Origin of the sequence: Pseudoalteromonas rubra (genome assembly GCF_004212645.1) — a bacterium.
Classification (GTDB): Bacteria; Pseudomonadota; Gammaproteobacteria; order Enterobacterales; family Alteromonadaceae; genus Pseudoalteromonas; species Pseudoalteromonas rubra_G.
On record NZ_PPUZ01000018.1, the window covers coordinates 63462 to 86988 of the forward strand.

A 23527-nucleotide genomic window follows, 5' to 3' on the forward strand; every position below is an offset into this window, starting at 1 on the left:
ATCCTGGGCGACAAATATCACCCAGGCGGTGCCCCAAGTCAACCTGCTGTAACAACCTCCTGCTGCGACACGGTGACGGGTTTTGGCTTACGGTAAAACGCCCCCAGTAATACAGGAATTAAAAACAAGGTGATCAGAGTCGCAAACAGTTCACCAAACACCAGCGAGACCGCCGCGGGTTTAAGGTACTGGACCTGCTCCGATGTACCGAATAACAGCGGCAACAAGCCACACACCGTCGTTACTGTGGTCAGAAAAATGGCCCTGAAGCGGGCGGTCCCGGCAACTATTAAAGCTTGTCCGGGCTCAGTGCCCTTGCGATATTCGCTGTTAAAACGGGTCATTAACACCAGCGCATCATTCACCACAATCCCCGTCATGGCCATCATGCCAAACAGCGACAATAAACTGACCGGTAAGTCCATCACGGCGTGGCCAAAAATGGCACCGGCAAAGCCAAATGGGATCACGGCCATAATGATCAGCGGCTGCCAGTAAGACTTTAACGGGATCGCCAGCAACACGTAAATCAGCATCAGGGTCAGAATAAGCGCTCCTTTAAAGCCTTTGCTGACCTCTTCGATTTCTTCATACTCACCGGCCGGCTTAATCCTGACGTCAGGATACAGAGTGTTTAGTTGCTCAATGTCGCTTGCCAGCAGTGCCAGAGTTTGTTCCGGCGAGCCTGCGGTGCGATCCTGAGACCAATAGAGGTTGATCACCCGCGCGCGCTCACGCCGCTGCAGTGTCTGAGGTTCATATTCGTCATGCAGCTCAGCCACATCCCCAAGCGCCACGCTTTGCCCGTCATTGAGCATAACCCGCATGTCGAGCAATTCATGTTCGGTACGCACGGCGTGCCGTGGAAACCGCAGCACCACTTTTAGTTCCTGGGCCTGATAGAGGAGCCGATGTACTTCGCGCTCACCCAGGGCATTGGCAACCAGTTGCGCCAGGTGTGCCTGAGTCAGCCCCAGCTGACGACCAAATGCATTCAGCCTGACGCGAATTTGCCGCTGCGCAGCCTGATGATCGTCTCGCACATCTTTAACCCCAGGCAATCCTGCCAGTTTGCTGCTAAGTGTTGCACTCACCTGCTTAGCCAGCTGCGGATCAGCGGCTGAAATCGCCAAAAATGTCCCGCCCGCCGGTGGCTCCGCGGCACTGAAGTGCTGTGCATAGCTTCCTTCTATCAAGCCAGTCTGCGCACGCCATGCATCACTCAGTGTGTTTGCTGGTAAGGCATTTAAAGCCTCGGATGTGAGCTCGGCAGTCACCTCAATGTCGCCATGGCCGTTAGACCAGGCCAGAACATTGTTCATCGGCGCTGTGCTCAGACCATACTCAGCTTGCAAAGCCTGGTTAGTCTTTTGTGCACTCAGCTCAAGCTGGCTTAAGGCACGCGCCTGCAAGCCTAATGGCGCGCCCTCTTCCAGCGTCACTTTGGCAGTCACATAGCGCCCCGGAATTTCCGGGAACAAAGTACTGCGAATTGCGCCACCAAGCCACAATCCATATGCCAATACAAAGGCCGACACAAACATCACCAGGGTTGAAAGCTTATGATCCAGGCTCAATTGCAGTAAAGGTTTATAAACACGCTGAATAAACTGAGTTAACGCCCAGCGCGCCTTATTCTGAATTGTTGCAATTATGCCGCTTCGCGCTCCTTTTTTTGCCATTGCGGCCAGGTGGGATGGCAGAATAAATTTACTTTCAACCAGCGAGAAACACAGTGCCAGAATCACCACCGCCGAAAACCCCGCAAACAACTTGGCCAAGTCGTTATTGATCCACAACATGGGCGAAAACGCCGCAATACTGGTCAACACACCAAACACAGTGGCAACCGTCACAGACTCCACGCCGCTGTACGCCGCTTGTTTATAGTTTGCGTTACTGGTTTGATGCTCCTCAATGGCTTCACCCACCACCACGGCATCATCGACCAAAATGCCCAGCACCAGAATAAACCCAAATAAAGTGATGTCGTTAAGGCTGTAATCCAGCAGCTGCATGCCATATAAAGTGCCGCAAATGGCAACCGGGATCCCGGCAGCCACCCAAAATGCCAGCCTGAGATTTAAAAACACCCCCAACAGCAAAATTACTATCAGCAACCCCTGCCAGGCACTGGTGCCCAGTCGTTGCAGCTGCTCTTCGATGTAAGGCGCCATATCTGCCATAGTGGTCAGCTCAATGTCTTCAGCAAGCAAAGGCCTGAGCTTTGCCAGGGTATCGCGAATAGCTGCGCTGACGTCCAGCAGATTATCGCTTTGACTGGTGCTCACCATCAGTGCTATGCCCGGCATGCCATTGTTTCGCACAATGGCGTCACTTTGCTCATAGCCACGTCGCACTGTTGCAATTTCGGCTAAGGTCACTTCACCCGACGGACTCTGGATCACCGGCATCGTCTGCAACTCACCCAGCGCACTTAAATAACCGTCGCCGCGCAAAGTGATACGGCCGCCCTCGTGTTGCAACTGACCGCTGCGGGTTTCAAGTGACATTTGAGTCATGATATTGGCCAGTTGCTCTATCGTCATTCCATAACGCTGCAAGGCTTCAGGTCTGGGCTCGATTAATAGTCTGGGCTCCCGTGCGCCCCAGTTGCTGACTTTAGAAATATCCGGATGTGTTTTCAGGGCCAGCTCCACACGCCTGGCAACCTGCTGCAATGCGTCATCGCTGCGCGGCGCCGAGACAATGACAAAAGCTGCAAGATTAGTAAACTCGTCGCGCGTGACTATGGGTTTTTCGGCCTGCGCCGGAAAGTGGCTGATCGCATTAACCTGATTACGCACTTCTTCCAGTAGCTTGCCAAGATCGGCATCGGGCTTTTTACGCACGGTAACGCTCGACAACCCCGCCTGAGACTGGCTGGTAATTTGTTTGATACCGGCAATTGAGCTGACAGACTCCTCAATGCGCTGGGTAATACTTTCATCTATCTGCCTGGCAGTCCCTCCCGGATAGGCAACGTGAATACTGATGCTCGATGGGGCAATCTGTGGAAAAGACTCCACCCTGAGCTGACCAAACGCCAGCAGACCGCCGGCGATCACCATGGCCATCAGCAGGTTGGCTGCCACCGGATTGTCGATAAACCATTTACTCAGCCAGCTCATAGTGCCTCCTGTTTATCTGCGACCTGCACCGCATCGGGCTGAGTGCTGACACGTTTACCGGCCATCATGGAGCGCAGCGGATAACGCACCAGCTGTAAGGTATCAGGCTGCTCGCCTTCAAGCGAGGCGATCACTTTGTCCCCTCTGACTTCAATCACCTGCACCGGGACCTGACGCAATTGCTGCGCCTCGGTTACTATCCAGATTGTCTGGTCCGGGTCGACCGCACTCAGTGGCAGCTTATAGAGACCTTTGTGTGTAATTAGCTCAAAATGTACGGCTACTTGTTGATTTGGCAGCAGCCGGGTTGAGTGCTGGTAAGGCTCAGATACCGCCAGCACCAGGGTACGCTGACGGGTCATTGCATTCACCTGAGGTGACAAATAACGAACGAATGCGGGCCATTTTACGCCTGTGCGGCTAACGACTGTGATTGGTTGTTCACCCAGTGTCGCGCCAACTTTGTTCCAGTCACGCTGAGATAAGGGCACATGCACGTCAATGCTGTCACTGGCCACCACCTCAAAAAGCGTTTGTCCCGCTTCCAGCCACTCACCCGGGCTCACCAGCCGCTGCGTGATAACGGCGTCATAGGGCGCGACAATGATGGCATCGTCCAGTAACTGACGGGCACTTTCTACATTCTGTTGGGCGCGTGCCAGCTCAGAGCGTGCAGCAGCCACGTGCGGCTCCATTCTGGCAAAGGCCGAACTGGCACCCGGGCGCATGGTTTTGGCCACTTGCTGCTCATGTAACTGCTGTTGCAAGTTAAGCTCGGCCTGTTTCACTGTGCTCTGGGCCTGGGCAAGCTGAGATTCAAGTAACCGGGTGTTAAGCCGCGCCAGCACCTGACCTTTTTTTATGTGATTACCCGGCTCCATGTCCGCGCCTAAATAGTCTAATCTGGCACTGCTGGTTGCTTTGAGTTGCAACGGCCAGCGGGCCTGCGTGTTGGCCTGTATTGTTAACTTTGGATTAAGCTCGCTGCGCTGCACCGTTAACACCGAAACAACGGGCGGTTGTGCTTCTTCTGCCTCTATCTGTGGCTCAGATGGCGTCATTAATACGACGGTCACAAGCGCCAGCAGCAAGGTACTTGCGGCAACGATGGCCGGTTTTCGGAATTTAAACGTCATGGATAACCTCCTGGTTCGTCACCGAATCAACGGGCTGATTCAGTCGTTTACTAATTTCGCTTAAGCGCGACAGCGTCTGTAACGTGATTGGCAACATGATGGCTGTGTCGACAAATTCCAGTGAATAAGTCACGATGGAAAACACCTGACCGACACTGATATCGGGGATCAGCTGGACCATCCATAAATTGCTGAGCACCGCAATGAACAGCACCAAAAAGATCAGCCCATACACCCAGGCTTCGGTATCTGACAGGCGGATCTCACAGCGCTTAAGGCGCTCAAAATGCGCACTCACTGCAGCCAGTGGCCGATGGCTCAGCACCCACACTTGCTGCTCCAGTTGGTCATTCAAATTGCTGTTTAAGTGGGTGAAGCGATCATGAAACAGGCCATAAATCAGACACATTAAACCTGCGGCAAAGACCACACTGAACGCCAGATAGATATGAAAAGCAGCCAGGATAACCACAGTGGCAATTAGCTGAATAACGGCGGTAAACACCCCTGGTAGATCATTTTCGAGAAAGTCGACCAGCTCCCGTGACATCGTCAGGCGCGCATCTTTCACCGAGACGGGCGCGGCGCGCAGTCTAAAGGCCAGCATTTCAGCCAGTTTCACCCTCAGTGCGCCAAATACGCGAGTATCGTAAAAGCGCCTGAGCATACTGACGACTACCAGGGAAAACGCAGGCAAACCAGATTAACGGGGTCAATGACTGTTCAAGTACACCGTCGATGGCATAACCAATAAATAACGGTAATAGAATTAGCAAGATATTTTCTAAGATCACCATAGTCCAGGTGAGCAGAATTTTAACTGGGCTGGTGCGAATAATCGCACCAAATGAAATTGAATTATGGAGGTTCACAACCGGCTCCGCGAGTACTACAAACTTACGGCCAGTGTGACAGAGCACGGCACTAAAAAAGTGTCCCAGATTGCGCTTTACACTTTCTAACGTTTTTTGATTCGCTCTGCAAAACGTTTATGTAAAGCGATTATTTCCTCCTCTGAGGTGTCCTTTTTGAGCATATGAGCAGGCACTTCAATCACATTATTCGCCTGCTCTTGGGGTAAATCGGTTCCACACTGAGCACAAAAGCTACGGTACTTCCAGGTAGAGATCTGGCCTTTTTGAAGCCATCGAAAGTCGTTGCGATTTATCAAGTATTGTCTGTCGGATATTTCTCCGCACCGCCTGCAAATACCGGTCGAGATGTCATACATAGAATCCCCAACCTGGAAAATAAACGCTCCGCATTCGCACTGACCTAATTCCATAAGGTCACTCCTTAGCCTGATAAATATCGGGCTTACAAATTTGCATCAGGATACTTGGGTCTTCCACAGCAGCAAAATCAAACTGGGCATATAAGCCGTGCGCGTCCTTGGTTGCGAGCATCATTCGGCGCAGGCCTTGTAATTCAGGGTGATTAATCACCGCGTCCACCAGCTGCTTACTTAACCCCTGGCCTCTGTGCTGGTCTAGAATGAATACATCTGCAAGGTAAGCGAACGTGGCTTTGTCGGTGATCACACGGGCGAACCCCACCTGCTCTCCCCCCTCGCAGTACACGCCAAAGCACAGTGAATTGTCAATTGCCCTGGCCATAGTCTCGCGGGGAATCCCTTTTGCCCAGTAAGAGCCAGAGATAAAGTTATAAATTACGTCAAAATTGAGCCGGGTCGGATCGTTGCTGATGGTATAAGCAGGCATAATGTTCCTTTTAAGTAGTGCATGGTCTAGTTTTTATTATCAAGACCATTAAACCTGCTAACCCTTAACTCAGGCAAGCCCGCAAATGAAATTTGTTTCAGACAATGCAGTCTACGCCTGCTGAAACGGGTAAACCGACCCCAAATTCAGGATAGTCGTGAGCGTATCCAAAGCCGCCTGACTCTCTGCCATCAAACTTGGATCTGCGAGATCGGCTTCGCTCAACCTGTCGCGATAGTGCGTGTTTATCCAGTCACGCAGGCGATGATACAAACCCTCGTCCAGTAAACATGCCTGGTTCACTGCACTGAGCTCTTGCTGCGACAAAGTAACTCGCAGACGCAGGCAGGCCGGTCCGCCACCATTTTGCATGCTTTGTTTAAGATCCATATAGATCACTTCGCTTACCGGGTTGCTGGCCTGACACAGCGCAGATAAATACTGCTCCACTTTGCCTACCATCTGGCATTCTCCCGGCGCAATCACCGCCATACCACCGGACGGCAAGCTGACCAGCTGGCTGTTAAACACGTAACTCTTAACCGCATCCTCAACACTGATATCGGCATTTTTTACCTCAATCAAATGCAGCGGCCGGTCGCCCTGATAGCCCGCTTTGATCTGCTCAATCACGCTTTGCTGCTGATAAAACGCCTGCTCATGGAATAAAAAGACATTTTCATTGCCAATGGCAATCACATCATTATGAAACACGCCCTGATCAATTACCTCAGGGTTTTGCTGAATAAATAAAGTATGCTGCGGGTCCAACTGGTGGCTGCGCGCAACCGCCTCGGATGCCTGGCGCGTTTGGCGAGCAGGGAATAATTGCGGTTTGACCTGAGTATGGGCGTCTTCGCCATAAACGAATAATGCCAGACCCTGATGGCCGTAGCTGTCTGCCAGACGCGTGTAGTTTGCCGCGCCTTCGTCGCCATACAATGGGTGCTGTGGCAGTGCATCATGATGACTAAAAAAGTCAGGATCACTGAACATGGCCTTGAGGATCTGGCTGGTTTGCGGTGCTTCAATGGCCCTGTGAAGTTTGTTATTTAGATTAGCGGGTGTGATATGTAGTTTCCCGTCGGCCGAATCGCAGCTCGGCGAGACGGTCGCGGCATTCGCGGTCCACATTGAGGAGGCGGAATAACACGCCTTGAGCAGCTGAGGCTGGACTTTTGCCGCTTTGCTAATCACCGCACTGTCTGAGCCCTTGAAGCCGCAAGCCCTGAGCGTGAGCAGGTCCGGTCGGGCATTAGGTGCAACTACGCCCTGGTGCAGACCCAGCTGAACCAGGTGCCACATTTTCTCAAGCCCCTGAAGTGCCGCCTGTTTTGGGTTCGAGATTTTATTGGCATTTGATTTAGACGCCACATTACCATACGACAGCCCGGCGTAATTGTGCGTTGGGCCAACCAGGCCATCAAAATTTACTTCGTAGTAGTTCATATTGCCCCCTTTTGGTGCAAGCAGCCTGTTTCGGACTCATGGATTGCACCAGGTTGGTTATTGTTTTTGTTGATGATCTGCCTTGCATTTTGTCTATCCCCCTATAACTTCATACATTTCATAATGTTAGGTTTTCAATGTTCGCAAGACTTTAATTATTCCCCAGTGACAGAGTCAAAAGCTATGCCATGTCAGCCTGCCTAATGGCGTATCCTTTATTAGATAGAAGCAAGCTCCCTTAAATCGGTTATGTATTGACTACCTGCCAAAGACTTTAAAACTGAGGATCAGATAAGCTATGTAGCCGCAAAGCAACATGCCGCCTTCCAGTCGACTTAGACGACGCCCGGTGAACAGAAAAAACAACAAAATAAACGCACTGGCAAGTAGCACCCACAAATCAAACTGCAACACGCGAGGGTGAGCAGGTAGTGGTTGTAGTAAAGCAGAAACACCGAGGATCCCAAGGATATTAAAGATATTACTGCCCAGCACATTGCCAATGGCAACATCGGCATGGCGACGCATTGCGGCAATCAAAGAAACGGACAATTCGGGCAAGGAGGTGCCCACCGCCACTAAGGTTAAGCCGATCACCGCCTCTGAAATAGCAAAATGCTGAGCCAGGCCCACCGCACCTTTTAGCAGTACCTGAGAGCCCAGTAATAACAGCGCCAAACCGGCGACCAAAAACAAGATAATGCGCCAGGTAGCATCTGGCACGACTTCAATTTCTTTTGCCTCATCAGCATACACTTCAGAAGCAGGAGAACTGTGGTTTTTTTCGCTCCAGTAAGCAATACCCAGATAACTCGCAAGGGCTCCCAACAGTATAGTGCTGTCTGTAGCCGAAAGCCCCTGACCACCTATCAGTACCGCCAGCAACACAGAACTCAGCACCATGATAACCCCATCACGCCGCAGGATCAGCGGTTGCACCGACATGGGGCTTATCAGCGCACATAAGCCTAATATCAACAAGATATTGCCAATATTACTGCCAACTACATTACCCATGGCTATATCGGGCTGAGCCTGAGCGGCAGCATCCACCGAGACCACCAATTCCGGCGCTGACGTGCCAAACCCGACAATCACCAGGCCACTGAGCAAAGGAGAAACGCGCAACCGACGCGCCGCTGCCACCGCACCGCGGATCAGCGCCTCACCACCCAGTGTCAGCATGGCAATACCCGCTAAAATGAGTCCCAAATCCAGCATCATAAGTTGTTAGTCCTTGTCAATTAAGCACTTATACTTTAGACGCTGTTTCCTTTCTTTAACAGAGGTAATAACAAATAGCGCTAAACATCAATCACGACTTTGCCCATCGCCCGACCACTTTGCAGACGCGCATGTGCTTGCCCTGCCTGAGCCAACTCAAATCGCTGTTCATCCAGAACCGGCTTTAGCCCACCAGCTTCGACTATGTTTGTTAACTCGTTGAGAATGTAATGATGTGCTTCACGTTTGTGGTTATGCAGCATGGGGATCAGCATAAAGACGACATGCAACGACAACCCTTTAAAGTGCGCCTGCGAAAGATCGAGGTCCACCATGGCCACCGTTGAGGCAACATGACCATTGAGTGCAGCCGCCTCAAACGAGTTTGCCATATTAGCTCCGCCGACCGAGTCAAAGATCAGATCAAACCCCTTGCCATCGGTGTGCTTAGCAACATAATCGGCAACCGACTCGGTTTTATAGTTGATTGGTTCGGCGCCCAGACGCTGAATTAAGTCCAGCTGCGCTTCACCGCCGCCGGTAGAATAAACACGGGCGCCAAAATGCTTGGCTAACTGCAGTGCCACATGACCGACCCCACCAGAGCCGCCATGCACTAGCACCTGTTGGCCTGCGCTAATACCCCCACGCTGTAACCCTTCATAGGCGGTGATCCCAACCAGGGGTAACGCCGCTGCTTCTCGCATACTCAGATTGCGCGGTTTTCGTGCAATCAGTCGTGCATCTGCCAGCATATATTCGGCCAGTGCACCTTGTAAGTTCGCCAGCCCACCGGCGCAGCCATAAACTTCATCGCCTGGTGCAAAGCCGGTTACGCCTTCACCTACCTCAACCACGGTACCGGCAAAGTCCATCCCCAAAATGGCGGGTAAAGCTGGTGACAAGGGCAGCGCCTCACCCATGGTACGGATCATGGTATCCACGGTGTTAACACTGCTGGCCGCAACCTGCACCAGCACATGACCGGCGCTCACGCAGGGTTTAGCCACATCTGTAAGAGTAAACTCAGCGTCATCGCCATATTGATTCAAAACCATTGCTTTCATAATTGTGCTCTCCTGTGTTGATGACGAAAACTATACTTGCCTTTCACTATTTTGATAATAGACTTGGTTTTATAATCACTTTATGTATTTTGTTGATAATGAACATTGAACATCTGAAGCTGTTTATCCGCATTGCCTCCACCCACAACATCAGTCAGGCAGGTCAGGATCTGGGGCTGTCAGCCGCGGTCGCGAGCAGTCATATTAATAAACTTGAAACCGACTTAGGCGTAAGACTACTGCACCGCACCACCCGCAAGGTCGCTTTGACCGAAGAAGGGTTGGCGTTTTTACCCCATGCCGAGGATGTCTTGAATGGCGTTGAAGCCGCCCGCGCCGCCATCGGCGCAGGCACCACCAAACCCAGTGGCACACTGAGGCTGACCATGCCCGCCTCCTTTGGCCGCATGCACGTTCTGCCGGCTTTACCCGGCTTTTTTGCGCTTTACCCGGACATTAAGCTCGACCTGAAACTCTCTGACACCATTGCGGATCTGGTTGAAGGCGGGTTTGATCTGGCCATTCGAAATAGTGCGCTGAAAGACTCAACTCTGGTGGCCAAGCGGTTAGCAACAGACACTCGCCTGCTCACTGCGGCACCCAATTATCTGGCCCTTAAAGGACAGCCACAAAGTCCTGAGGATTTGCGGGATCATGCCTGCATTACGCTCTCTGGGCTGGAACACTGGTCTTTTCAAACCCCGAACGGCGTCCAGACCATTAAAGTTCAGGGCCAGCTGCGCGCCGACAATGGCGATGCCATCAGAGAAGCCTGTCAGCTTGGCCTTGGGATCACCATTAATTCGCGCTGGAGTGCGTATCAGGCATTACGCTCTGGTGAGTTAGTTGAGGTGCTCGCGGCCTACCCTCTGAAGTCTGATACCGCAATCTGGCTGGTTTACCCCAGCTCCCGATTACTCGCGCCTAAAGTACGGGTTTTTATTGATTACCTGACCCGCTATTTCGGCGATATCCCTTACTGGGAAAAATAATGTGATGTTCGTGAACCTTTTTATGTGCTGCGCCGTCTTGTAGAAAAAGCCACAAGGAATAGCATGGAACCATCAAAGGCCGCACTACTGGTATTGTCTGCCCAACAGGGTAACCGGCGTGCGTTCGAAACCTTATGCGAAGCGTTTTATCAGCCAAGCTGGCGGTTTGCAATGAAACTCAGTGGCCAGCGCGCCTGTGCAGATGATATCTGTCAGGATGTCTGGACCAGTGTGGCAAAAAAGCTGGGGCAGCTCAAAGAGCCCAGTGCGTTTCGCGCCTGGGTGTTCAGGGCCATCTATCGACGCTTTATCAGTCAAAAGCAAGGCGAAAGTCGGTTCGAAGACAGTCAGCCTGAACAAGCCTACGAGACACCGGATCTGGATACCTCGCTGAGCATTCTGGCACTGATAAATCAGCTTGGGGATGACGAGCGCCACTGCGTGTATTTATTTTATTTAGAGCAGATGTCGCTCAGAGACATCGCCAACATACTGGATGTCCCCCAGGGCACCGTTAAATCAAGATTAAACCGCGCACGAGCCCAATTGCGTGCCATGGTTAACGAGGAGCAAGCATCATGAATTTAGACAAAGAGATCAGTAAAGCATTACAGCAAGAGCAAGCAGAGATGGCCCCGATCCTCGCTGAGGAAAAAGGCCTGTTCACTATGTTAGGCAATGTATATCAGGGCAATACCCGCTTTTGGGTGATTTTGGCGTCTATCAGCGCCCTGTTGATCACTCTAGGTTTTGTGTACAGCGGTTATCGTTTTTATATTGCCACATCGGTGATGGATCAGGTCTTCTGGGCGGTGTGGTTTATTGTCGGGTTAGTGGTGCAAATAGCCACCAAACTGTGGATCTTTATGGAAATGAATCGCCAAAGTGTTCTTCGGGAGATCAATGCTCTGGCGATGCGATTGAGCAAATAAGCGCAGGGCCCCGCTTTTAGTGAGATGCAGCTGGCGGGGCTAGTTCACAGATCACTTTTCCAAACACGCTGGCGTCTACCTCAAGGCATTGCAAGCCATTGTTGACTGACTTTAAAGCGTCGCTGCAACGTTTCTCCCGCACCACCGGGTGACCCTTTGGCTCTACGCGATAAGTGCCACCTGCACACAACTCTTTTGCTGTGCTCAGCCACAATGTCTGCAATTCAGTTGCCAGCTCATCGGGATCAGATACGGATACCAAATACACTCCGTTTACCCGAGAGTCTGTTACCTCTATTTTTGGCGCTGCCAGACCCGTGCTACAGGCTAATAACAGCGTTGCTGCAATGGTTGCATGCCATAGCTTATGTGAAACGGTTGTCACCTTGCCTCAATGCTCCTTTTTGTGGTGCCTATTCGCCATCCAGACTCAGCGCTCTGGGCGGCTTTTCAGGCTTTGCATAACTCAAACGGCCCAGTCTTTGGGTTTTATGATAACTGTCGAGCCCGGATATAGCGACTGTGTTGAGAGACTCGATGTCGATATAACCATCGGCCTTGATGCTCTGTTGCGGCAACTGAATGTCCATCACCTCGCCAATCACCAAAATGGTGCCATTGATCTCCAGCTTATGCACTTCACGCAACGCCAGCGCAAACTTAAGCTGGCTTTGCGCCACATAAGGGGCAGCAATACCCGCTTCATGCTGAGTGTCCAGCCCGACCTGCGCAAATTCCGAAACGCCCGGCGCGTAGCGCGCCGATGTCTGATGTGCTTTCTGCCAGATGTCGGAGCTAACATGATTCAGTGTATAATGTCCTGTAGCCTGAAGATTGCTTAGCGTGTCTCTGGGTACCGTATCAGGGCGAATGATCATGCCTATCAGCGGCGGGTTAGCCCCGATATGAAATACCGAGCTGACAATGGCCAGATTCGGGTTGCCCTGCGCATCCTGAGTCCCCACCAGGTTAGCACTTTTAAACCCAGACAAGCTATTGATCAGCCGTGCCCTTTCTCGCTCCTGCATACTGGCTATGTCTTCCCGGTTGAGCTGTTTGATCATCTGTATACCTTCCTCATTTATCACTGTTTTTACTGCACTGAGTCCTCTTTTGGGACGCCAGTGTTAAAGCTGTTCAATATTATCGAGCACCTGCCTGGCGCGCTCGAGCACGGCTTGTTTGTCTTCGTCTGACTTTTTCAGCCAGTTGCTGTATACCATTTTGGTGCGCGGGTTACTGGCAAACTGTGCATGGTGCTGCTGCATAAAGTGCCAGTACAAGGCATTGAGCGGACAGGCAGAGTCAGTGACGGTTTCTGTCACCTTGTAGGCGCAATCGCCGCAATAGTCGCTCATTTTTTTTATGTAGTTGCCACTGGCCGCATAGGCCTTAGAGCCAACAATGCCGCCATCGGCAAACTGGCTCATGCCCCGGGTGTTTGGCATTTCAACCCATTCGATGGCGTCGATATAAATGCCCAGATACCAGTCATCCACCTCATCCGGGTCAATGCCAGCCACCAGACAAAAGTTACCTGTGACCATCAGGCGCTGGATATGATGCGCATAGGCATAGGTCAGCGATTGGGTAATGGCATGGCTGAGACAGCGCATTTTGGTCTCACCGTTCCAGAACCAGGATGGCAGAGCACGCTTGGCCTGCAAATGATTGAGCTGTGCATACTGGGGCATATTGGCCCAATAAATCCCCCGTACAAACTCACGCCAGCCAATGATCTGACGGACAAAGCCTTCAATTTGAGCCAGGCTAATGGCCCCCTGAGACTGCTCGAATGCTGCAATGGCTGCATCGACCACCATTTTCGGACTGAGTATTTTGGCATTAATCGCAAAAGACAGGCGGGAGTGATACAAGCTCCAGCCACGGTCTTCACCCAGCTCTATCAGCTTGCCCGTCATGGCATCCTGAAATCGTCCGAAAGACGGCAAACAATGTTGGCAAAAAAACGTCAGCAAGTCTTTTGCCTGAACCCGATTAACCGGCCACAATAACTGCTTATCTGCCTGCCCTATGGTTTTGATCTGGTGGCGTTCCAGTCGCGCTAAAATGTCAGTGACATCGTTGGCGAACACCAGTGGCTCGGGGATATCGGCAAGGTCCGCCGCTTTGAGTTTGTTGCGGTTATCGCTGTCAAAGTTCCACTGCCCCCCCTGTGGTTCACCATCGACCATCAACACGTTAAATTCACTGCGCATCTTGCGATAAAAGTGCTCCAGGCGATGACGCTTGTCGCGCTTGAAATAACGACTTAGCTGTTCGTCGGCGAGATAAAAATGCTCAGTGTCATACACACTTGATGTGATTGAAAGCGACTCACAAAACTCAGCCAGTTGCGTGCGCAGCCGATATTCGTCAGGAAGCTGATAGGCAAAATGACTGATGTTGTGCTCGATAAACAGATGCGTCAGTAGCTCAGGGAGAGAGACAAAATCCTGAGTATCATCCAGCGTCAGGTGAAGTACCCGGTGCCCGGCCGACTCAAGTGCCTGCGCAAAGGCTTGCATTGCAGCGAAAAACGCACACACCTTTTGAATATGATGGCGTGTGTAACTGGCTTCCTGATGTAGCTCGGCCACCACATACAGTACATCGTCGGATTTTTCTTTGTACCAGGTGTGACCAGCATTAAGCTGATCGCCCAGGATTAATCTCAGTTGCTTACTCATGAGGTTCTCTTTGTGTTGACTTGCTGCCTGCACAGCGTTTGGAGCAATACTTAACATTGGGCCAGTCCCGTTGCCATTTCTTGCGCCAGGAAAAAGGACGCTGGCAGACTGGACAGGTTTTTTGCGGTAACTGTGATTTCTTCATTCTCTCATCCAGCTTTTAACTTGGCCGTACGTGCCGTTTTAAGATCCGCTGCGCCTCTTTTTTTACCTGGGGTTTCTTGCGCCACTGCCACAGCAACTCCTGGGCTGCTTTATAGCTTAGCTTTAAATCAACAATCGGCTCGGGGTAATCTTTGCCAAGTTCAATGCCGTACATCAGCTGCTCCATTGGAGAAAGTGCCCAGGGCTGATGAACCAGCGGCGATGGAATATCTCTGAGCACTGGCAGCCAGGTTTTCACAAATTCGCCATCGGGGTCTTTTTCTTCCCCCTGCTTAACAGGGTTGTAAATACGGATGGTGTTAATGCCCGTCACGCCTGCCTGCATTTGAAACTGGCTGTAATGAATGCCAGGCTCGAAATCCAGAAACAAGCGAGCCAAATGCGCGACCCCGGCGCGCCAGTCAAGCTCAAGGTGGTGGCATAAAAAGCTCACCAGCATAGCGCGCATACGAAAGTTGATATAACCGGTTTCGAGCAGGCACTTCATGCAGGCATCTACCATGGGGATCCCGGTGTTGCCCGTTTCCCAGGCGTGCAACCTGCGCTGCGCCTCATCGCCAGTGCAGCGCGGCAGCTGCTCATAGCCCCGGTTAATGTGCCTGAACTGCATCTCGCATTCGCTTTCAAACTTCTGAATAAAGTGACAATGCCAGTGTAGCCTGGAAGAAAAGGCCACCAGAGTGCGACGCCACCCTATCATTTGCCAGTGGGCCAGCACACTCTGGTACACCTGACGCAAACTGATGTTACCCCATGCCAGATAAGCAGACATGCGTGAGCAGGCCTGCTGACTCAATAAAGGGCTTGAGAGACTGTATGAATAGCCTTTGCCCCGTCCCTGATAAAACTCGTCCAGTACCCGCTGCGCCTGCAACTCACCGCCCGACTGAAAATTCCCCGGCGGTGCACTAAAGCGTTGCTGAATGTCGCTAAGCTGACCAATGGGCTTCCCCGCCGTAAACCAGTTAACCTGCGACAGGTCGGGTGTGGCGCAAATTGCGCGCATGGTTTTTTGCCATTGTTTATCCCAGCTTTGCCTTTGCCTTAAGCCACGCTGGACCGCACCACTGCGCGACTCTAGCCAATCGATCCCCTGTTCGCGGCACCAGGCAGCAACGACCTTATCCCGCTCAAATGTATTCGCCAGGCCAATTTCCTGATGCGAATAAAGCCCCGCGATCTGGTGATCAGCATGGATCTGCTTAAGGGTTTGCAGTGCACTTTGCTCACACACCCACAATGCCGAGTGTGGCACACGTGCCTGAATGTCCTGTAGCGACTGTAAAACAAACTGCCAGTGACGCGGCGAATAATGCGGATCTTCCAGCAGCATGGGCTCAAAGCAGTATAACAACAACACAGGGTGACCACTGGCCACTGCCCGGCACAAAGGCTCGTGATCAGACAACCTTAAATCACGCTTAAGCCAGACCAGCGCCACACTCATACATCAGCCTCGGCAGGCATCGGCCAGTCAGCCGCATCCACACTATCCACAGCTGTTATACCTTGCTTACCCCGCCACTTAGCCACGAATACGCCTTGTGGGTCGTACAACTGTGCCTGCTTTTCAATATTAAAGTGACGACCACCACGGGGGTCAACGCCTACACCCGCAATATACTGCCAGTTACCCCAGTTTGAGGCGACGTCAAAATCGAGCAGTTGTTGCTGGAAATATGCGGCACCATAGCGCCAGTCCAGCCCCAGTTCGTGAACAAAATAACTGGCGACAATCTGGCGGCCGCGGTTTGACATATAGCCCGTTTCGTTAAGCTGGTTCATCAGCGCGTTAACCAAAGGTGAGGGCGTGTTGCCCTCGCACCAGCGCAAAAAGCGCTCGGGCATAAAGGTGGTTAAAGGTTTCGATGGGGCCAGCCCCTGAAAACGATAAAGCTTTGCTCCGAGTTTAAGACTCAACCACTGAAAATATTCACGCCACAGCAGCTCAAACTTGATCCAGTAGGTCGACTCATTGGCCTCTACTTGGCGCTCAAAGGCGTCTGTTGCCCACCAAATCTGGCGGGGTGACAAATTACCCAACGCCAGATAAGGGCTCATTTTGGTTGAATTGAGCCAACCATCCAGTTCATTGCGGGTCTCTTTATATCTGCGTGCCACGCCGCTCTCAAAATAGTCTTTAAGATGGGCCTGAGCGGCTTCTTCACCGGCTGGAAAGTCCAGCGGTACGCGGGTTTCTGACAAATTTGACTGGAGTTGTGCTTGCCACTGCTCAAGCTCTACGCCAGCGCTACTGTCGATGGTTAACGGAGCCGGTATATTGTTTGAATCAAAACGGCACGCAGTGACCACCGACAAAGGCGCCTTTTCAACGCGCTTGCGGAACTGAGTAAAGCTGCCTAAATCACTGTTGAGTGTCTGAATTTGAGCTTGGTCAAATAAAGTGTGCTGCCAAAAGCTATGCACAGGAACGGCGCCTAATGCCCGACGCATCTGCTGCAATATCGCTCGTTCATAAAACCCGACGGGCTCTGCACAGATCACTTGATTTATCTGATGCTTGGCAACCAATTCCGGCAACAGGAGATTGGGCTCCCCCTCCAGTACCAACAGCTTGTGGCCGCAGGCAGAGAGTTGGCTGTCCAGCGTCATCAGCGAATCCGCAACGAATGCCGCCTGTCGGTCGCCAAGTAATTTACAGTGATGGTTGGTCTGAGTGCGATACTTTGGGTTAATCACATACACAAACGTCAGCGCATCACTATTGTGAGCAGCAAAATCCAGTGCCAGATTGTCATCCAGCCTCAGATCTTGAGTAAACCAGTAGAGTGTTTTTTTCACACGCAGCCCTGTTGGATTCGGATATATGCCAGCTTTTACGAACCAGAAAAAGAAAAAGTTCAGCGATGAACTTTCAATTTTTATTGAAAGCTCAATAACAACCGCGCTAAGCTAGCTGGGGTGAATCAAATAATAAACAATCAACAACAGGAACTTGCACTATGAAGAAACTCGCCACTGTCGTGCTGCTGGGCACCGCATTTGCAGGCCAGACAGGCCAATCGCAGGATGCCCATGATTACCAATATACTGAGATCGGGGGAAAGACGCTGGCTTATGCCTGTGAGGGAGAAGGTAAAGTAACGGCGCTGCTGGTTGCAGGTATGGGGCTTGATGCCCATACCACCTATAAAAATACCTTGCACAATGCCAACCCTGAAGGATATCGGTTGTGCTTTTACGACCGCGCCGGTTATGGCAAAAGCCAGTATGAGAACCCTAAAGTCAGAACCATGGTTGAGCTGCGCGACGAGCTTGCCGGCCTGGTTGAACACCTTAAAGTCGAGTCTCTGGTGCTGGTACCACATTCTTTTGGCGGTTTTGTCGCCCGTGCTTACGCCAGCAAATACCCTGACAAGGTGAAAGGAATGGTGCTGATAGACACAGCCCATGAATCCTGGTTCGACGCCATGAAATCAAATATGTCTAAACCCGGTTGGAACACGATGGAAATGATCATCAACTGGGAGCGTGAGCATAACTCGTTTGAGGACTTTGCCGAGGCCTCCAGCCATTCTGCGCTTTATAAAATTAAGGATGATCTACCTGTTACCGTGTTATCGCGCGGCATCCCCCATGTAACCATAAGACAAACTAAAATGAGTTACGCTGATATTGATGTCTACACACAGACCTGGAACGACTCACAAAAGAAACTGGCCAAGCTCAATAACAATACGCAAGCGTTCACCATGAAATACGCCTCACACCTGTTTGATGAGACAGACCCCTGGATGGCACTTGAACATATAGAAGCCATGGTGAATAAAGCCAAGCTCTGAGGGCAAGGCCGACCCGCTCAGGCCCCTGCCCCGGATGTCCTGAACGAATTGCAAAAACACTGACGGGTTCAGCGTATGCAGTGTTTTTCGACCGCCCGATAGCCAAACCAATAACACAGCCCGACAACCAGCCAGGCAATGCCGGCTATCAGCACGGGCTCACTGATTTTTTCCGGATGACGAAAGAACAACTGAATGGGTAACACACCCCGGACAATACAGACCACTGATATGCTATAAATGCCCACACGCAAAAAGGGCAATCGCCGAATAAACTGGGCGGCAGACAAGGCGTAGCATCCCAACATGATAAAAATCGCAGATACAACCACAGTCAATAGCGGTGCCAATAGCGTACCTGCGCGAGCAGACTCCACCACAAATGACGGTGCCATCTGGGCTGCATAGCACTGCGGACCAAAGTAAATACATGACAAATGCGCTGCGGCAACTAAAAATGCGGCACAGGTTGCCAGCAGCAATAATGCTATGCCGTAACCTCGGCTCATACAGGCAAGCTCCTTATTTAACCTAGACTTAGAATCAAACTCACAACGAAATGTTAACACATTTTTGTGCAGAAAAACGCTATAGTAAAGCGAGTATTACTCTGTATCAGGCTAACAATGAAAGCAATTTTCTTACCTTTAGTACTGGCCGCCGGCGCTTTAAATTCTGGCTGTCAAAGCACCTCAACCACAACATCCTCAGACGCCCAGTCAGCAAATGAGCAGACTCAGCCCGCTCATACTCTAAGAGTGGCCACGTTTAATGTCAGTATGGAAGCAACCAACTATGATATGGCTCAGCATACTGCGCAGTCGGGGAATGCATTAACCTTTGCCCTGAAAAGCGGTGAATTCAGCCAGATCAACAATATTGCCCAGATCATTCAACGCACCCGCCCGGATATTATCCTGCTGAACGAGTTTGATTATATAGAAGACCCGGAGCAAGGCATTAACCTGTTCAAGCGAGACTACCTTGAAGTGTCTCAAAATGGCTTTGACCCCGTCGAGTATCCTTATGTGTACCTGGCACCGGTTAATACCGGTGTAAAAACCCCTTTTTCCGGCGATGATACCCGCCTGACGCATTATGGGTTTGGCAAGTATCCGGGTCAGTATGGCATGGTCCTGTTGTCCAGATACCCGATTAAACAAAATCAAATCAGAACGTTTCAGCACTTCCTTTGGAAAGATATGCCAAACAATCTAATGCCAACTCAGGCAGATGGCAGCAGCTGGTATTCTGCACAGGAGGTATCTGCCATGCGCTTGTCATCCAAGTCGCATTGGGATATTCCGGTGCAAGTGTGCAACAGACAGATCAACGTGTTAGCCAGTCATCCAACCCCACCGGTGTTTGACGGTCCGGAAGACAGAAACGGCAAGCGCAATTACGATGAACTGAGGTTGTGGAAAGACTATATCAGCGCCACGGGTAACGATTACCTGTATGACGACAAAGGACAAACAGGGGGATTTACTGATGCGTCATTTGTGATCCTGGGCGACCTGAATGCCAGCTCGGTTGATGGTGATGCGTATCCGGGCGCCATTGATCAACTACTTAAACACCCCCGCGTCAATAATTACCCGGCACCGACATCTCAAGGTGGGCAACTGAATAAACCCGAAAACAAGCATGGCGATACACACACCGCGCACTGGGGTATGCGAGCAGACTATGTCCTGCCCTCTGCAGACCTTGCCGTTACCGGCAGCGGCGTGTTTTGGCCTGCAAGCCATGAAGCGGGCGCAGAGTTGGTTGCCGACAGAGCCGCTTCATCCGATCATCGCTTGGTATGGGTCGATATCACGCTGCCAACTTTGCAATGCGATTAGTACAACGGGTAAAAGCAGTCGCGCTTTACCTGTGTCACCGGTTTTGATCTGAACGATCAAAGCCGGCTCCTCTTATCCTAAGTTCAGAAGCCCTTTTTAGTTAGCTGTTTTACCCTGGCCTTGACCGAAGGCGCTTCGTCTTGCAGCGCACACGCTAATAATTGCTGAACTTCCGGGCGATATTCGCAGTGCCGGAGAGCCAGTTCGTAGAAGCCTTGATAACTCCAGGCTCTGACAAATTTATTGTCGGCTGATATACATGCGCGTAAAAAAGAGTCGACCGCTTGCTTGTCGTTTTTGCTTATCGGTAAATATGGCAAGCACTGGAGCAAGTGCAATTTCGCCTGCCAATCTTTAATAGTAGATAAACGACTAAACAACAGCGCGACGTCCTTTTCCTTAATGGCGCCGGATGCATGCAGGTAGTGTTTAAGCAGCCAGGTTGCGCCCGCCTGCAGCGCTACCTGTTCGAGTAATATAATGAGTGTGCTGCTCAGTGCTTTATCATCTTTGAAGACGTAAAAAGTCTCCTCCAGATATGCCACGGATTTACCATCCCACTTAATGAGGTACTGCTCAAGCGTCATTGCATATTGTCTCTAATCGCTGCTCAAGGTCGCCCATGTGACAAAACCCCAAAGCAAGGGGATATGCATGGCCGGTATCGTTAATATAAAACAACGCCGGAAAGCCACTGACCTGCAGCTGACGGGCTATCTGTAAATGCTGTTGAAACTGTGCTTCGGTCGCAGCCGACTTTAGCGTGGCCTCAAAGACATTTTCGTCTAGCCCAATGGACTCGGCACAGGCAATCAGGGTTTTATCCAGTGACGGGTTTTTCGCTTCTAAGTAATAGGCTGCCTGAATAGCTTTGACCATTTCGATGGCGCTGTGAGCTTGCATGCTTTGCGCCGCAATTACCGCCCTGCAAGCCTGGTAAGTAGAACGCCTGGGGGTATTGAGCTGCCAAAAGTCATGGTTAAACCTCACCTGGGTTCTGCGCTCTATCTGCACCCAGTAAGAGGCGATGGTGTCTCTGAGCGCCGGATCCATCGGCTCGGTTGTGTCAGGTGCCAGGCCTCCCATGACCCAACTAATCTCCGCACCGGGCCGGTTGGACAAAAACAACTCTAACTCTGGCTGAAAGCCATAGCACCAGCCACACATAGGTTCCATCACATATACAAACTGCATTATTTGCTCACTTTAGAACGCTTGACCACAGTCACTATACCTCTTTTTTGCAGCCTGCTAGCAATTTTGGAGACAAATAAATAGCATACATAATGATCGTAAAACGAGCATTTTCGCTCCCTGAGTATATTTGAAAAAGCTCAGGCCCCCTCCTTGCAAAGCGCCCCTAAAGGATATAGATGGTTGATTCTTTAAACCACATAATCAACCTGCTGGACAAGACCTGGTTTTCCGTTTTCATCGAGATAAAACCCCGATTTTCGAATCGCGCCCTGTAACTGCCCGTCTGTTCTGATATTCATTGGCGTGTCTGCATTTTGCAAAGCAATAGCGCCTATGTTGGCATCACTGAGTGACACGAGCTCGTCCTGATCTTTGTTTTTAACCCAAACTTTAAGGCTGTCAAAGATAGCATCGTTTTCATCAATAAAGCCGTTACCATCGTCATCATACTGAGCCAGATCCGCGAACCCATTACCACTGAGCGCCCCAAAAAGCTCTTTGCCATCATCTATCTGGTTGTTTTGATTAAGATCCAGTGCCAGATAGCCATAGCCCTTTTTGAGCTGAGCAAAATTATCGCTCTGGCCGTCGGCATCAATGTCAAAATCCATACGCTCAGTGTCGAGCTCAACAGCCCGATTGGTAAAGCTGATGATCAGGGGATCTTTCATATTGACGTTTTCTATGATGCGCTCATAGCTGGTGTGAGACTGTTCAAAAACAGACTTAAACGCAAAGCTGATCTGCTGACCGTTTTCCAGACGGATCTGTCCGTCTGCTTTGAATACGTTGGACTGGCTCTCGTGCATCAGGCGTTCAACCAACACCTCGGTGGGTGGTGTTTCTTCTGCCGCCGACACTATCTCTGACATTTCTTCTTGTGAAATATCTTTACCGACCACAGCGTCGTACCACTGAACGTCACTGCCGGAGAGTTTCTCTACCAGTAATTTCAGGATGTACATCCTGGCACTGGTTTGCATATCCAGCTCATTGGCGCTGCTATCTACCTCAGCCACCTCCCCTTGCAACGCCTGACCCCCATTGTCAGACAGTGCCGGGTTATCGCTTTGCGACGTCGACGACGGTGTAATTTCAGTCCGCTTTTCATAAACATGGGTCTGGCCCTCATGCTTATTACTCATGTTAACTTGTGCATTTTCAATTTTCATAGCTCCTCCGCTCCCATCCATGTGGTTTGTTATCGGCTGAGCTGAACAAAGATTAAGCAAAAATTATCAACAAAGATACTGACTACGCCAACGGCTATATCTTGTGTTTTAATACGGGTAATACTTCTGCGCTTTGCGTATCGAGCATCTGCAAAACGTGCTCATACCCATAGTCCGGCTGCCAGTTCAGCTGTTGTTGCGCAGCTGAAGAGTCATAGACCCTATCCAGAGAATCAGGCAGGCTCCAGCCACGTTGTTCGAATGCCGACACAAGTTGCGGGCATTTTTTGGCTATCACTTTGCTGGCTTGCAAAAACAGGCGTGCCCGGTCGTCCCGGCTAAAGGGCGTTGCGCCAGAAATAATAAAGCGCGTAAAGCCTGGCAGACGTTTTTTGATAGCACACTGGTGTGCATTGGCAACATCCCGGGCGTCGATACCACGTGTCAGCCTGTAAACAGCCATCAGATCAGCGGGCTCGGGAAAACATCGGGACATCTGTAATACCGTTACCGGCAATCCGTGTTCTGTCGAGATAGTTTGCAATACTTGTTCTGCCAATATTTTACTTCGGTGATAAACCGATTTAGGCTGAGGCACGCATTGCTCGGTGATCCAGCCAGCTCGCCCTGAAGGTGTAGAGGCATGACCGTACAAGGCAGTCGTGCTGGTAAAAACAAAGTGCTTTATACCTGCTTTTACACCAGCCAATGCCAGTTGCTCCGTTGCATCGACATTGATGCTTTGAAACGCATCGTCATCAACAAGCCCGACATGCGGTGCATGTAACGCTGCCGTATGGACTATCGCCTCTACCCCGTCAAGCGCGCGGCCTAAAAGCTTGCTATCTCTTACATCACCAACAAAATCTGCTGTTGAGCAAGGTGTTTTATCCAACCCAACCACCTGGTGCTCATGCATGAGTTTGATGTAGATGGCGCGTCCAACTCTGCCCGCAGAGCCCGTTACCAGCACTTTCATTGTGTAAACCTTATTAACGACC

At 51.0% G+C, this 23527-nt stretch carries 25 protein-coding genes; 5 read left to right on the forward strand and 20 right to left on the reverse strand.

Annotated features, from left to right (window positions below):
• Positions 1 to 38 precede the first annotated feature (38 nt).
• The 9 genes from C3B51_RS07055 to C3B51_RS07090 all read right to left on the reverse strand — a co-directional run bounded on the left by C3B51_RS07055 (position 39) and on the right by C3B51_RS07090 (position 9728).
• Positions 39 to 3131 carry an efflux RND transporter permease subunit gene (locus C3B51_RS07055; protein WP_130244589.1) on the reverse strand — a complete coding sequence of 1031 codons (3093 nt, stop codon included), beginning with the start codon at positions 3129 to 3131 and terminating at the stop codon, positions 39 to 41.
• On the reverse strand, positions 3128 to 4267 hold the full coding sequence (locus C3B51_RS07060; RefSeq protein ID WP_130244590.1) for an efflux RND transporter periplasmic adaptor subunit: 1140 nt from the start codon (positions 4265 to 4267) through the stop codon (positions 3128 to 3130). The genes C3B51_RS07055 and C3B51_RS07060 overlap by 4 nt, the downstream gene beginning before the upstream one ends.
• Positions 4257 to 4889, reverse strand: coding sequence for an ABC transporter six-transmembrane domain-containing protein (locus C3B51_RS07065; RefSeq protein ID WP_430929837.1), 633 nt, complete (start codon positions 4887 to 4889; stop codon positions 4257 to 4259). Before C3B51_RS07065 ends, C3B51_RS07060 begins: the two co-directional genes overlap by 11 nt.
• Entirely contained in the window at positions 4876 to 5139 is a 264-nt protein-coding gene (locus C3B51_RS24165) for an ABC transporter six-transmembrane domain-containing protein (RefSeq protein WP_430929838.1), read from the reverse strand. Before C3B51_RS24165 ends, C3B51_RS07065 begins: the two co-directional genes overlap by 14 nt.
• A gap of 86 nt (positions 5140 to 5225) precedes the next feature.
• Entirely contained in the window at positions 5226 to 5552 is a 327-nt protein-coding gene (locus C3B51_RS07070) for a hypothetical protein (RefSeq protein WP_130244591.1), read from the reverse strand.
• A 4-nt stretch (positions 5553 to 5556) separates the two neighbouring features.
• Positions 5557 to 5988: a GNAT family N-acetyltransferase gene (locus C3B51_RS07075; RefSeq protein ID WP_125717467.1), complete on the reverse strand. Its 432-nt coding sequence runs from the start codon at positions 5986 to 5988 to the stop codon at positions 5557 to 5559.
• 111 nt (positions 5989 to 6099) lie between these two features.
• Positions 6100 to 7437: an N-succinylarginine dihydrolase gene (gene astB, locus C3B51_RS07080; RefSeq protein ID WP_130244592.1), complete on the reverse strand. Its 1338-nt coding sequence runs from the start codon at positions 7435 to 7437 to the stop codon at positions 6100 to 6102.
• A gap of 258 nt (positions 7438 to 7695) precedes the next feature.
• Positions 7696 to 8661, reverse strand: a complete 966-nt coding sequence (locus C3B51_RS07085) for a calcium/sodium antiporter (protein ID WP_130244593.1) — start codon at positions 8659 to 8661, stop codon at positions 7696 to 7698.
• Between the two features lie 80 nt (positions 8662 to 8741).
• The gene (locus C3B51_RS07090) at positions 8742 to 9728 is read right to left on the reverse strand and encodes a zinc-dependent alcohol dehydrogenase family protein (protein ID WP_130244594.1); all 987 of its coding nucleotides are present in this window, start codon (positions 9726 to 9728) and stop codon (positions 8742 to 8744) included.
• Positions 9729 to 9826: 98 nt separating this feature from the next.
• Here C3B51_RS07090 and C3B51_RS07095 point away from each other — a divergent pair, with 98 nt between their 5' ends.
• The 3 genes from C3B51_RS07095 to C3B51_RS07105 all read left to right on the forward strand — a co-directional run bounded on the left by C3B51_RS07095 (position 9827) and on the right by C3B51_RS07105 (position 11652).
• On the forward strand, positions 9827 to 10720 hold the full coding sequence (locus C3B51_RS07095) for a LysR family transcriptional regulator (RefSeq protein WP_130244595.1): 894 nt from the start codon (positions 9827 to 9829) through the stop codon (positions 10718 to 10720).
• Between the two features lie 63 nt (positions 10721 to 10783).
• On the forward strand, positions 10784 to 11302 hold the full coding sequence (locus C3B51_RS07100; protein WP_130244596.1) for an RNA polymerase sigma factor: 519 nt from the start codon (positions 10784 to 10786) through the stop codon (positions 11300 to 11302).
• Positions 11299 to 11652 carry a DUF6768 family protein gene (locus C3B51_RS07105; RefSeq protein WP_130244597.1) on the forward strand — a complete coding sequence of 118 codons (354 nt, stop codon included), beginning with the start codon at positions 11299 to 11301 and terminating at the stop codon, positions 11650 to 11652. The genes C3B51_RS07100 and C3B51_RS07105 overlap by 4 nt, the downstream gene beginning before the upstream one ends.
• A gap of 16 nt (positions 11653 to 11668) precedes the next feature.
• Here C3B51_RS07105 and C3B51_RS07110 read toward each other — a convergent pair whose 3' ends face one another.
• The 6 genes from C3B51_RS07110 to C3B51_RS07135 all read right to left on the reverse strand — a co-directional run bounded on the left by C3B51_RS07110 (position 11669) and on the right by C3B51_RS07135 (position 17309).
• Positions 11669 to 12037 (reverse strand): hypothetical protein, encoded by a 369-nt coding sequence (locus C3B51_RS07110; RefSeq protein ID WP_130244598.1) that lies wholly within the window; start codon positions 12035 to 12037, stop codon positions 11669 to 11671.
• A 28-nt stretch (positions 12038 to 12065) separates the two neighbouring features.
• Complete coding sequence (locus C3B51_RS07115; protein WP_130244599.1) at positions 12066 to 12716, reverse strand: flavin reductase family protein; 651 nt, start codon at positions 12714 to 12716, stop codon at positions 12066 to 12068.
• A 63-nt stretch (positions 12717 to 12779) separates the two neighbouring features.
• Positions 12780 to 14342, reverse strand: a complete 1563-nt coding sequence (locus C3B51_RS07120; protein WP_130244600.1) for a cryptochrome/photolyase family protein — start codon at positions 14340 to 14342, stop codon at positions 12780 to 12782.
• Positions 14335 to 14487 (reverse strand): DUF2256 domain-containing protein, encoded by a 153-nt coding sequence (locus C3B51_RS07125; RefSeq protein WP_130244601.1) that lies wholly within the window; start codon positions 14485 to 14487, stop codon positions 14335 to 14337. The genes C3B51_RS07120 and C3B51_RS07125 overlap by 8 nt, the downstream gene beginning before the upstream one ends.
• Before the next feature lie 15 nt (positions 14488 to 14502).
• Positions 14503 to 15954 (reverse strand): cryptochrome/deoxyribodipyrimidine photo-lyase family protein, encoded by a 1452-nt coding sequence (locus C3B51_RS07130; RefSeq protein WP_130244602.1) that lies wholly within the window; start codon positions 15952 to 15954, stop codon positions 14503 to 14505.
• Positions 15951 to 17309: a DASH family cryptochrome gene (locus C3B51_RS07135; protein ID WP_130244603.1), complete on the reverse strand. Its 1359-nt coding sequence runs from the start codon at positions 17307 to 17309 to the stop codon at positions 15951 to 15953. Before C3B51_RS07135 ends, C3B51_RS07130 begins: the two co-directional genes overlap by 4 nt.
• A 161-nt stretch (positions 17310 to 17470) precedes the next feature.
• On the opposite strand from C3B51_RS07135, the gene C3B51_RS07140 reads away from it, so the two are divergent.
• The gene (locus tag C3B51_RS07140; protein WP_130244604.1) at positions 17471 to 18310 is read left to right on the forward strand and encodes an alpha/beta fold hydrolase; all 840 of its coding nucleotides are present in this window, start codon (positions 17471 to 17473) and stop codon (positions 18308 to 18310) included.
• A 68-nt stretch (positions 18311 to 18378) separates the two neighbouring features.
• On the opposite strand, the gene C3B51_RS07145 is transcribed toward C3B51_RS07140, so the two are convergent.
• Positions 18379 to 18819: a hypothetical protein gene (locus tag C3B51_RS07145; RefSeq protein WP_125717454.1), complete on the reverse strand. Its 441-nt coding sequence runs from the start codon at positions 18817 to 18819 to the stop codon at positions 18379 to 18381.
• Positions 18820 to 18936: 117 nt separating this feature from the next.
• Between C3B51_RS07145 and C3B51_RS07150 the strand changes: the two genes are divergently transcribed.
• Positions 18937 to 20157: an endonuclease/exonuclease/phosphatase family protein gene (locus tag C3B51_RS07150; RefSeq protein ID WP_130244605.1), complete on the forward strand. Its 1221-nt coding sequence runs from the start codon at positions 18937 to 18939 to the stop codon at positions 20155 to 20157.
• Between the two features lie 83 nt (positions 20158 to 20240).
• Here the strand turns inward: C3B51_RS07150 and C3B51_RS07155 are convergent, their stop codons facing one another.
• The 4 genes from C3B51_RS07155 to C3B51_RS07170 all read right to left on the reverse strand — a co-directional run bounded on the left by C3B51_RS07155 (position 20241) and on the right by C3B51_RS07170 (position 23505).
• Positions 20241 to 20744, reverse strand: a complete 504-nt coding sequence (locus C3B51_RS07155; protein WP_130244606.1) for a hypothetical protein — start codon at positions 20742 to 20744, stop codon at positions 20241 to 20243.
• Complete coding sequence (locus tag C3B51_RS07160) at positions 20734 to 21351, reverse strand: DsbA family protein (protein ID WP_130244607.1); 618 nt, start codon at positions 21349 to 21351, stop codon at positions 20734 to 20736. Before C3B51_RS07160 ends, C3B51_RS07155 begins: the two co-directional genes overlap by 11 nt.
• Before the next feature lie 191 nt (positions 21352 to 21542).
• Positions 21543 to 22526: a hypothetical protein gene (locus tag C3B51_RS07165; protein ID WP_130244608.1), complete on the reverse strand. Its 984-nt coding sequence runs from the start codon at positions 22524 to 22526 to the stop codon at positions 21543 to 21545.
• Positions 22527 to 22620: 94 nt separating this feature from the next.
• Complete coding sequence (locus C3B51_RS07170) at positions 22621 to 23505, reverse strand: NAD-dependent epimerase/dehydratase family protein (protein WP_130244609.1); 885 nt, start codon at positions 23503 to 23505, stop codon at positions 22621 to 22623.
• Positions 23506 to 23527 lie beyond the last annotated feature (22 nt).

Bases quoted from the DNA above. Each gene is read 5' to 3' on its own strand.
- C3B51_RS07055 (WP_130244589.1), bottom strand. From the start codon at position 3,131: ATGAGCTGGCTGAGTAAATGGTTTATCGACAATCCGGTGGCAGCCAAC.
- C3B51_RS07060 (WP_130244590.1), bottom strand. From the start codon at position 4,267: ATGACGTTTAAATTCCGAAAACCGGCCATCGTTGCCGCAAGTACCTTG.
- C3B51_RS07070 (WP_130244591.1), bottom strand. From the start codon at position 5,552: ATGGAATTAGGTCAGTGCGAATGCGGAGCGTTTATTTTCCAGGTTGGG.
- C3B51_RS07075 (WP_125717467.1), bottom strand. From the start codon at position 5,988: ATGCCTGCTTATACCATCAGCAACGATCCGACCCGGCTCAATTTTGAC.
- astB (WP_130244592.1), bottom strand. From the start codon at position 7,437: ATGAACTACTACGAAGTAAATTTTGATGGCCTGGTTGGCCCAACGCAC.
- C3B51_RS07085 (WP_130244593.1), bottom strand. From the start codon at position 8,661: ATGATGCTGGATTTGGGACTCATTTTAGCGGGTATTGCCATGCTGACA.
- C3B51_RS07090 (WP_130244594.1), bottom strand. From the start codon at position 9,728: ATGAAAGCAATGGTTTTGAATCAATATGGCGATGACGCTGAGTTTACT.
- C3B51_RS07095 (WP_130244595.1), top strand. From the start codon at position 9,827: ATGAACATTGAACATCTGAAGCTGTTTATCCGCATTGCCTCCACCCAC.
- C3B51_RS07100 (WP_130244596.1), top strand. From the start codon at position 10,784: ATGGAACCATCAAAGGCCGCACTACTGGTATTGTCTGCCCAACAGGGT.
- C3B51_RS07105 (WP_130244597.1), top strand. From the start codon at position 11,299: ATGAATTTAGACAAAGAGATCAGTAAAGCATTACAGCAAGAGCAAGCA.
- C3B51_RS07115 (WP_130244599.1), bottom strand. From the start codon at position 12,716: ATGATCAAACAGCTCAACCGGGAAGACATAGCCAGTATGCAGGAGCGA.
- C3B51_RS07120 (WP_130244600.1), bottom strand. From the start codon at position 14,342: ATGAGTAAGCAACTGAGATTAATCCTGGGCGATCAGCTTAATGCTGGT.
- C3B51_RS07125 (WP_130244601.1), bottom strand. From the start codon at position 14,487: ATGAAGAAATCACAGTTACCGCAAAAAACCTGTCCAGTCTGCCAGCGT.
- C3B51_RS07130 (WP_130244602.1), bottom strand. From the start codon at position 15,954: ATGAGTGTGGCGCTGGTCTGGCTTAAGCGTGATTTAAGGTTGTCTGAT.
- C3B51_RS07140 (WP_130244604.1), top strand. From the start codon at position 17,471: ATGAAGAAACTCGCCACTGTCGTGCTGCTGGGCACCGCATTTGCAGGC.
- C3B51_RS07145 (WP_125717454.1), bottom strand. From the start codon at position 18,819: ATGAGCCGAGGTTACGGCATAGCATTATTGCTGCTGGCAACCTGTGCC.
- C3B51_RS07150 (WP_130244605.1), top strand. From the start codon at position 18,937: ATGAAAGCAATTTTCTTACCTTTAGTACTGGCCGCCGGCGCTTTAAAT.
- C3B51_RS07155 (WP_130244606.1), bottom strand. From the start codon at position 20,744: ATGACGCTTGAGCAGTACCTCATTAAGTGGGATGGTAAATCCGTGGCA.
- C3B51_RS07160 (WP_130244607.1), bottom strand. From the start codon at position 21,351: ATGCAGTTTGTATATGTGATGGAACCTATGTGTGGCTGGTGCTATGGC.
- C3B51_RS07165 (WP_130244608.1), bottom strand. From the start codon at position 22,526: ATGAAAATTGAAAATGCACAAGTTAACATGAGTAATAAGCATGAGGGC.
- C3B51_RS07170 (WP_130244609.1), bottom strand. From the start codon at position 23,505: ATGAAAGTGCTGGTAACGGGCTCTGCGGGCAGAGTTGGACGCGCCATC.